The 7,139-nt window shown below is 30.4% G+C and carries 7 protein-coding genes and 1 rRNA gene; all 8 read left to right on the forward strand.

Annotated elements, in window-relative coordinates; translation table 11 throughout:
• The first annotated feature begins 141 nt into the window (after nt 1-141).
• Nucleotides 142-258: ribosomal RNA gene (gene rrf / locus CHL78_RS19105) — 5S ribosomal RNA — on the forward strand.
• A gap of 299 nt (nt 259-557) precedes the next feature.
• Nucleotides 558-1,523 carry a BMP family lipoprotein gene (locus CHL78_RS19110; protein WP_094367708.1) on the forward strand — a complete coding sequence of 322 codons (966 nt, stop codon included), beginning with the start codon at nt 558-560 and terminating at the stop codon, nt 1,521-1,523.
• 203 nt (nt 1,524-1,726) lie between these two features.
• Nucleotides 1,727-2,962, forward strand: a complete 1,236-nt coding sequence (gene hemA, locus CHL78_RS19115; protein WP_094369162.1) for a glutamyl-tRNA reductase — start codon at nt 1,727-1,729, stop codon at nt 2,960-2,962.
• Nucleotides 2,963-2,980: 18 nt separating this feature from the next.
• Nucleotides 2,981-4,276: a glutamate-1-semialdehyde 2,1-aminomutase gene (hemL, locus tag CHL78_RS19120; protein WP_116041720.1), complete on the forward strand. Its 1,296-nt coding sequence runs from the start codon at nt 2,981-2,983 to the stop codon at nt 4,274-4,276.
• 217 nt (nt 4,277-4,493) lie between these two features.
• On the forward strand, nt 4,494-5,540 hold the full coding sequence (gene cobT / locus CHL78_RS19125; RefSeq protein ID WP_116041722.1) for a nicotinate-nucleotide--dimethylbenzimidazole phosphoribosyltransferase: 1,047 nt from the start codon (nt 4,494-4,496) through the stop codon (nt 5,538-5,540).
• A gap of 35 nt (nt 5,541-5,575) precedes the next feature.
• Nucleotides 5,576-6,136, forward strand: a complete 561-nt coding sequence (gene cobU / locus CHL78_RS19130) for a bifunctional adenosylcobinamide kinase/adenosylcobinamide-phosphate guanylyltransferase (RefSeq protein WP_094368130.1) — start codon at nt 5,576-5,578, stop codon at nt 6,134-6,136.
• Between the two features lie 3 nt (nt 6,137-6,139).
• Nucleotides 6,140-6,907, forward strand: a complete 768-nt coding sequence (cobS, locus tag CHL78_RS19135) for an adenosylcobinamide-GDP ribazoletransferase (RefSeq protein ID WP_094368131.1) — start codon at nt 6,140-6,142, stop codon at nt 6,905-6,907.
• Between the two features lie 18 nt (nt 6,908-6,925).
• Nucleotides 6,926-7,139 (forward strand): phosphoglycerate mutase family protein (locus CHL78_RS19140; protein WP_147295858.1); only part of this gene is annotated, 214 nt, incomplete at its 3' end.

Genomic DNA, 7,139 nt, shown 5'->3' on the forward strand with positions numbered 1-7,139 from the left:
AAGTGCAGTAATGTATGTAGCTTATCGATACTAATAGGTCGAGGACTTGACCAATTTAAAATGATTATTAAATTAAATGTTTGCAGTTTTTAGAGTATTAACTCTAAATAACTTAATAGAAATATTAAGCATAAGAGATTATGTGGTTACAATAGCAGAGAGGATACACCTGTTCCCATTCCGAACACAGAAGTTAAGCTCTCTAGCGCTGATGGTACTTGGTGGGCAACTGCCTGGGAGAGTAAGACGTAGCCACGTAATCTTTTTTTATACAAAAATCTATACTTATTGATATTTAAAAATTAAAAAAATTTTGACAAGATTAGATATGTTGGTAATACTTATGTTGAAATTATCCACATAGTATTTCCAATATATTAAGGCTATTTGACTATTTTATATAAATTTGATAATCTTAATAAGTCATTATAAGGAATCTCCTTAAGATAATTAAGGGGAATTTTTTTGCACATACAATCTATATATAGTGTTTAATGCTAACTAGCACCACTATATATAGATTTGTGTAAGGACAAAAAATATTATAGGAGATTAAAATGAAGAAGAAGAAATTACTGGCACTAATGTTAACAATATCGATAGGAATAGGTGCACTTGCTGGATGTACGCCTAAACAAAATAACGAAGAAAATGATAAAGACGATAAATTAATGATAAGTTTAATTCTAGATAAGGGTGGAGTAAACGACCAATCATTCAATCAATCAGCATGGGAAGGTGCAAAAAAAGCAGAAGAAAAATATGGAGTAAAAGTAAACTACATAGAAAGCAATCAAGAAAGTGAATATAAAACAAATGTAGAAGAGGCTGTAGATAAAGGTGCGGACTTAATAATAGGGGTAGGATTTAATTTGGCTGATACTATAAAGGAAGCGTCTGAAAACTATCCAGAGCAGAAGTTTGCTATAATTGATGGTAATTATGAAAATATACCTAAAAATGTAAGACCAATACTTTTCAATGAAGAAGAAGCGGGATACTTGGTAGGATTGATTTCGGGAAAAGTAAGTACTTCAAGTAGATTTGGATTTATAGGAGGAATGGATATTCCTTCAGTTAGTAACTTTGCAGTAGGGTATGAAAAAGGTTTAAAAGAAGCAAATCCAAATTCAACATTATTGATACAATATGCAAATTCATTTACTGATGCATCAAAAGGTAAAGCTATAGCTAATAAAATGTTTAGTGATGGAGCAGATATTATATTTACAGCAGGAGGCGGAGTAAATGCAGGTGCTTACGAAGCAGGACAAGAGCTAGATAAGTTATTAGTTGCGGTAGATATGCCACAAAATTATATATTGCCAGATACAATACTAACGTCTGCATTAAAAAATGTAGGAACTGGTGTAGAACTTACGATAAAAGATTTATTAGATGGTAACTTTGATGGTGGAAAAGTTGCAATGTTTGATTTATCTAATGGTGGAGTTGGATATGAGAAAACAAAGCTAATCCCCGATGATGTAATAAAATTTGTTGAATCTAAAATAAATAAATAAAGTAAACTCAAGAGTATGGTATTTATAGTATTATAAGTACCATATTTTTTATATAAAAAATTAATTTATTATAGTAATTACATGAGATAGATTTTGTACTTAGCAAATTATGTTATTTAAAAAATTTACAAAGCCTAGAATGAGCGTTATACTATAAAGAGTAAATAAATAGTCAAGGTATAAATATCGTTTGGAGGTGAGTCATGAATATAGGAGTGGTAGGGGTTAATCATAACTTAGCTCCGATAAATATAAGAGAAGGCGTATCATTTACAGACACAAAAAAGATTGAGGCCATAAATTATTTACTAGATAAAGGCATTGAAGAAGTAGTAATACTATCTACATGTAATAGGAGTGAGATATATATACACTCTGAAAATATACAGGAAAAGGTCGATACGGTTAAGGATTTTTATGAAAAATTTTTTAATGAGCCGAAAATAAAGACATTTTTATTTTCTAAAACTAATAAAAATGCTATAGAGCATTTATTCAAGGTTACAGCAGGATTAGATTCAATAGTAATAGGAGAAGACCAAATACTTGGACAAGTAAAAGATGCACATGATTTCTCTATGCATCTTGGATCTAGCAAAAAAATATTTAATAAACTGTTCAGAGAAGCTATAACTACTGCAAAAGATATTAAGAATACTACTAAAATATCACAGCAGCCATTATCGATAAGTTATATTGCGGTAAAATATCTAAAGGAAAAGTTAGGTACCTTAGAAGGTAAAAATGTATTAGTGGTAGGCACTGGTAAAATGAGTAAACTTGCTATGAGGCATTTAGAAGAAGATAAAGTAAATACTATATATTTAGCAAACCGTAGTTATGAAAAAAGTATAGAGTTAAAAGATCAATATAAAAATGTTATTCCTGTGGCATATGAAGATAGATATAAAATACTTGAAAAATCAGATATAGTAATAAGTGCGACCTCATCACCTCATCTAGTTATAAAAAATGAACATATACCTCAAACTTTAAATAAAATATATATGATGGATATAGCACTTCCTAGAGACATAGACCCAAAATTAAATGAATTAGACAATATAAATGTATACGATATAGATGATTTAAAGAATATTCAAGATAAGAATGACAAAAAAAGAAAAGAATTAGCTCAAATTGCAAATTATACAATATGTAATAAAATAGATGAATTTATAGAGTGGATAGATTCTATTCATATTGATCCTACTATACAATCACTAAATGATAAATGTGTAGAAATTAGGGAAGATACTCTAGATTATATTTTTAGAAAGATTGACCTTACTTCTAAAGAACAAAAAATCATTGATAAAATGATGACATCAGCGCTAAAAAGGCTTATAAGGGAGCCCATAATCAATTTAAAGCAAGTTAAGGATAAAGGTAAACAAGAAGAGTACATAAATTTAATTGAAGAATTATTTAATATTTAATCTTAGGAGGACACACATATGAATAATAAGAAATCATTAGAAATATATAATGAAGCAACTAAATATATTCCTGGAGGAGTTAATAGCCCGGTAAGAGCTTTTAAATCAGTGGGATTAGATCCTGTTTTTATAGATAGAGCTGAAGGTAGTAGAATATATGATGTAGATGGAAATGAGTATATAGACTATATATGTTCTTGGGGACCGCTTATGCTAGGTCATAGTCCAAAAGAAATTGTAGAAGGAATTGAAGAAGTAGTTAAAAGAGGTACAAGCTATGGAGTACCAACAGCAATAGAAGTAGAAATGGCAAAACTTATAGTTGAAGCATATCCTGCAATAGACCAAGTACGTATGGTAAACTCAGGTACAGAAGCAACGATGAGTGCTTTGAGAGTTGCTAGGGCATATACAAATAGAAATAAAATACTAAAGTTTGAAGGGTGTTATCATGGTCACTCAGATGCGTTATTAGTTAAGTCAGGTTCTGGATTAATAACTTATGGAGTTCCTACAAGCCCTGGGGTTCCAAATGATGTTGTAAAAGATACTTTAGTATGTAGATACAATGATTTAGATGCAGTAAGAACAATATTTAAAGAACAAGGTCATGAGATAGCAGCTATAATAGTTGAAACTGTAGCAGGAAATATGGGTGTAGTTCCAGGTACTCAAGAATTTTTACAATTATTAAGAGATATAACTAAAGAGTATGGGTCAGTACTAATATTTGATGAAGTAATAACTGGATTTAGATTAAACTACAGTAGTTCAGTAGGATACTTTGGAATTAAACCAGATATGGCTTGTTTTGGTAAGATAATAGGTGCAGGATTACCTGTTGGTGCTTATGGTGGAACGAAAGAAATCATGAGTATGGTATCTCCAGTTGGACCTGTGTATCAAGCCGGAACATTATCAGGAAATCCTCTAGCAATGCATATGGGGAAAAAGAACTTAGAAATATTAAGAGATAGACCGGAGATTTATGAAGAGTTAGAAAGAAAAGCGATAAGATTAGAAGAAGGTCTAAAAGCTAATGTAGAAAAGCTTGGATTAGATTATACAGTAAATAGAGCAGGGTCTTTAGTTTGCTTATTCTTTACAAATGGTCCTATAAATAATTATGACGACGTAACAAGATGTGACGTACCTAAATTTAATAAATACTTTGAAGAACTATTAAGTAGAGGAGTACTTCTTGCACCTACTCAATTTGAAGCGATGTTCTTATCAAACGCTCATACTGACGAGGATATAGACTATACTATAAATGCAAGTTATGAAGCATTAAAGATAGCTCATAATCTATAAAAAATTTAAATATATTGTCATTTTATAAAGAATATAAAAGGGTATTTTGAAGAAATGTAGAATTTTTTTAAAAGAGACAACAATTATTTTAGAGCTAACTTTGTGTATGTTATCACGTGAAATAGTATTTTGAAAAGGGATGTCTCATTCTATAGATGATTTAAACAAATTCATTTATATGAGATATCCCTATATTAATTATGAGGGGAAAGAAAAGATGAGTTTATTAGAAAGTATATCAAGAAATATATATTCTTTAGACCAGAGTTCTATGAATCAAGCTAAGCAAAGATTAGATAGGCTTATAAAACCAGCTGGTAGTCTTGGTAAAATGGAAGATATTTGTATACAATTAGCTGGAATATATGAAAGTAAATATTTTGATACATCTAAAAAGGCAATAATTGCATTTGCAGGTGATCATGGTGTTTACGAAGAAGGTGTTGCTCCGGATCCACAAAATATTACAGTATTACAGTTCCCTAACTTTGCAAAAGGATTATGTGGGGTAGGTACTATTTGTAAATTTGTAGGAGCAGATATAGTTGCAGTAGATGTAGGTATAAACTGTGATGAGAAATTAGAAGGTGTACTAGATTATAAGATAAGAAAAGGAACATCTAACATGGCAAAAGGTCCAGCTATGACTAGACAAGAAGCAGTAAGATGCTTAGAGATAGGAATTGAAATAGCTGAAAAATGTATAGAAGATGACTATAAGATTATAGGTATAGGCGAGATGGGTATCGGAAATACGACACCTAGTACAGCTATAATTTCTGCAATTGCTGGATGTGATCCTCAAGAAGTTACTGGTATAGGTGCAGGATTGAAAAAAGAAAAGTTAAAGCACAAAGCAGATGTAATAAGAAAAGCAATAGAAATAAACAATCCAGATCCATCTGATGGAGTTGATGTACTTCAAAAAGTTGGAGGGTTTGAAATAGGTGCTATGGCAGGTGTAATATTAGGATGCAGTGCGAATAGAATACCTGTTGTAATAGATGGATTTATATCATATGCAGCAGCTCTAATAGCATACACAATTAATCCTAAGACTGTAGATTATATGATAGCATCTCATTTATCTGCAGAAACGGGTACTCAAAGAGCTTTAGACATTATAAAATTAAGTCCTGTACTAAACATGGACATGAGACTTGGTGAAGGAAGCGGTGCAGCTTTGGCATTTAATATAATAGAAGCTTCAAACTTTACTTATAAGAACATGGGAACCTTTGATGAAATTGACATGGGAAGATAAGTAGTTAAATAGAAGCTTGAGCAAGGAGAATAAGCATGAGTAAAATCATTTTGGTAACAGGTGGAGCAAGATCTGGAAAGAGCAATTTTGCAGAGTCACTATGTATAAACAGAAATAACTCTACAGCTTACATAGCTACATCAATACCATTTGATGATGAAATGAAGGATAGAGTAAAAAAACATAAGGAAAGTAGACCACAAAACTGGAGAACTTATGAGATTTATAAAGATATTTATTCAATAATTGACAATATATCTAAAGAACATGAGACAGTTATCTTAGATTGTGTTACATTATTAGTAAATAACTTAATGTTTACATATGGTATAGAGATTGATGAGGCTACTTCAGAAGACATTAATGAATTAGAAGATTATATAAAAAAGCAAGTAAATAAACTTTTTAATGAAGTAGAAAAAACAAATTTATACTTTGTTGTAGTAACTAATGAGCTTGGTATGGGTGTAGTACCAGCTAATAAGCTTAGTAGAATATATTCTGATATTGTTGGACGAATTAATCAGCAGATATCATCAAGAAGTGATGAGGTATACTTCGTAGTAAGTGGGATACCTATGAAAGTGAAGGGTTAGTTTATGAAGAGATTTATTTTAATATTACAGTTTTTAACTAGGATACCTATAAATTTAAATTTAGGATTTGATGAAGATTTTCATAAATCAATAGTATACTTTCCTCTAGTAGGTTTTGTAATAGGAATATTATTATATATAACTGGAATAGCAAGCATTCAAGTATTTGATCCATTTATAGTATCTATATTAATCACTCTGGCAAGTGTAGTTTTGACAGGAGGGTTGCATATAGATGGTCTTGGAGATACTTTTGACGCTATATATAGTAATAGAGATAAAGATAGAATGCTAGAAATTATGAAAGATTCTAGACTTGGAACTAACTCTCTTTTAGCTATTTTATTTTTAGTACTGATGAAAATAGGTTTTATATACAGCTTAATAAATAGTGGATACTTATGGACTGTAATATTTATGCCAGCTGTAGCAAGATTGGGAGTAATGGTAATGATGTATAAAACTGTTACACCTAGAAAAAATGGCATGGGTAATCTATTTATAGGTAAGGCAAGTAAAAGTATGTTTATAATAGCTACTATATATACGGTTGTATTAATATCATCAGTAGGTAAATTTGTATTTGCAGCTGATTATATTATGATAGTAAAAATCATAGGATCTATAATATCTGTAATGATATTTGGTAATTTATTTAAAAAACATATTTATAAAAAAATTGATGGGGTAACAGGTGACATACTAGGATGTACTATAGAGATTTCAGAGCTATTGTTCCTACTTCATACGTACTTGTTATTATCCATATAAAACACTAGAGGTGATAGTGTGACAAGATTGATACTAGTTAGACATGCACTTACAGAAGATAATCAAAATAATAGATTATCAGGTCATATTGACAGTAAAGTAAGTATAGAAGGAAAAAAGCAGATAGACAAAATTACGACTTTTTTCAAAGAAATATATATAGATAACATATATACTACAACGTCATCTAGAACTAAAGATACTGTATATGAGCTGTCTCTTATACACATCT

Source organism: Romboutsia weinsteinii, assembly GCF_002250835.2.
Lineage (GTDB): Bacteria > Bacillota > Clostridia > Peptostreptococcales > Peptostreptococcaceae > Romboutsia_A > Romboutsia_A weinsteinii.